The sequence below is a fragment of the Plesiomonas sp. genome, from assembly GCF_051650925.1.
Lineage (GTDB): Bacteria > Pseudomonadota > Gammaproteobacteria > Enterobacterales > CAMTGL01 > Plesiomonas.
In genome coordinates, this window is the sequence record NZ_JBOFRH010000366.1 from 1 (window position 1) to 2,068 (window position 2,068).

Below are 2,068 nucleotides of genomic sequence, written 5' to 3' on the forward strand. Positions count from 1 at the left end.
GTGACACAAAGTGATCGTTTAGTGCAGGATAATATCGCTACCAGCCAGCAGCTCTCCTCGCGCCTGACCAATACCTCATCTGAAGTCAAAACCGTTGCCCAGATGAGTGAGCGAATCGGCTCAATTTTAGATGTTATTCGCAGTATTGCCGATCAGACTAACTTACTGGCACTCAATGCAGCCATTGAAGCGGCCCGAGCCGGTGATATGGGCCGTGGTTTTGCCGTGGTCGCCGATGAAGTGCGCGTGCTGGCCAAGCGCACGACCGACTCAACCGGGCAAATCGAGAAAATGATCGCTGAATTACAAAACAGCACACACACCGCACTGAGCAATATGGATAACTGCCTCAATGACATGTCATTGAGTGTTAACCAAACTAGCCAAACCGGTGATGCAATGAAAATTATCCTTGATGGGCTTGGCCAAATCAGCGATATGAACGCACAGATAGCCAATGCCGCCACTGAGCAAGAGGCGACATCAACAGATATTGCCCGCAATTTAGAAGAGATATCGCGTTTAGCGGATCAGAACTTCCACAGTATTGAAAAAATTGCCGAAAACAGTGCGCAACTTGACACACTAGCAACCTCACAAGAGCGTCTGGTTAAACAGTTTACATTGTGATGTTATCTTGCCATGTGCATGCATAGACATGTATGCGCATGGCAATATCTACCCAGAACAAAGGTACTCTCCTGCCGAGATACGCATGCTTATGCATGCGCTGCATATCACAGTAAAATAAACGAATTGTCACAAGGGAATTCGCTTTCAGCCAATTCCAGTTCCGAAATATTTCCAGTATAGTGAATCACCCACGCTGGAAGGATGAAGTGATGACTAAGTTATTGATAAAAAATGCAACTATGGTCAATGAGGGCCGCCAGACACAAGGAGATATGCTGGTTGAGCATGGCAGAATAAGCCACATTAGCAGTAACATTAGTGCTCCAAACGGAGCAGAGGTTATTGATGCAGCGGGCAAACTCCTGATTCCCGGCATGATTGATGATCAGGTGCATTTTCGTGAACCCGGTTTTCCTCTGAAAGGAACCATTGCCAGCGAATCACGAGCTGCAGTTGCAGGTGGTGTCACCAGTTATATGGAGATGCCAAACGTCAACCCACAAACCACCAACCTGCAAGCGCTCGAAGACAAATATTCACGAGCAGCCCTCTCTTCTGTTGCCAACTTCAGCTTCTACCTTGGGGCTACCAACGATAACCTTGATGAAATTCGCCGCCTTGCACCAGAGCAAGCCTGTGGTGTGAAAATCTTTATGGGTGCATCCACCGGTAACATGTTGGTCGATAACGCCGATACACTGGCCGCTATTTTTGCTGAAAGCCCCGTGCTCATCGCCACCCACTGTGAAGATACGCCAACCATCAAACTGCTGGAAGATGAGTATCGCGCACGTTATGGTGATGATGTTCCCGCCCGTGAACATGGCCGAATTCGCTCTACTGAGGCTTGTTTAAAATCGTCGACTTTAGCCGTAGAACTGGCGAAAAAACACGGTACTCGCCTGCATGTTTTACACATCACGACTAAAGAAGAGCTAGCACTTTTTGAAGCGGCACCAACGCTAGAAGCGCTGCGTAATAAGCAAATTACTGCTGAAGCTTGTGTACACCACCTCTTTTTTAATGAGCAAGACTACGATCGGTTAGGCCATTTGCTGAAATGTAATCCGGCAGTCAAAGCACGTGAAGATCAGCTAGCCTTGCAAGATGCAGTGCGTCGGGGAGTTATTGACATTATCGCCACCGATCACGCCCCTCATACATGGGATGAAAAGCAGAACACCTATTTTAATGCGCCATCAGGCCTGCCGTTGGTTCAACACCCTCTGCTAGCACTGTTTGATCTGCACAAACAAGGTGCATTAAGCCTTGAAATGTTAGTACAAAAAACCAGCCATGCGGTGGCTGAACGCTTCCAACTGCAAGACAGAGGCTATCTGCGTGAGGGCTACTGGGCTGATTTGGTGCTGGTCGATCAAAATACACACTTTAGCGTGAATAAAGAGAATTTATTCTATCAGTGTGGCTGGTCACC

At 47.7% G+C, this 2,068-nt stretch carries 2 protein-coding genes; both read left to right on the forward strand.

Annotated features, from left to right (window positions below):
• The coding region (locus ACRC27_RS08335) for a methyl-accepting chemotaxis protein (RefSeq protein ID WP_438639657.1) at positions 1–630 on the forward strand (630 nt) is incomplete at its 5' end.
• 212 nt (positions 631–842) lie between these two features.
• The coding region (locus ACRC27_RS08340) for a dihydroorotase (protein ID WP_438639658.1) at positions 843–2,068 on the forward strand (1,226 nt) is incomplete at its 3' end.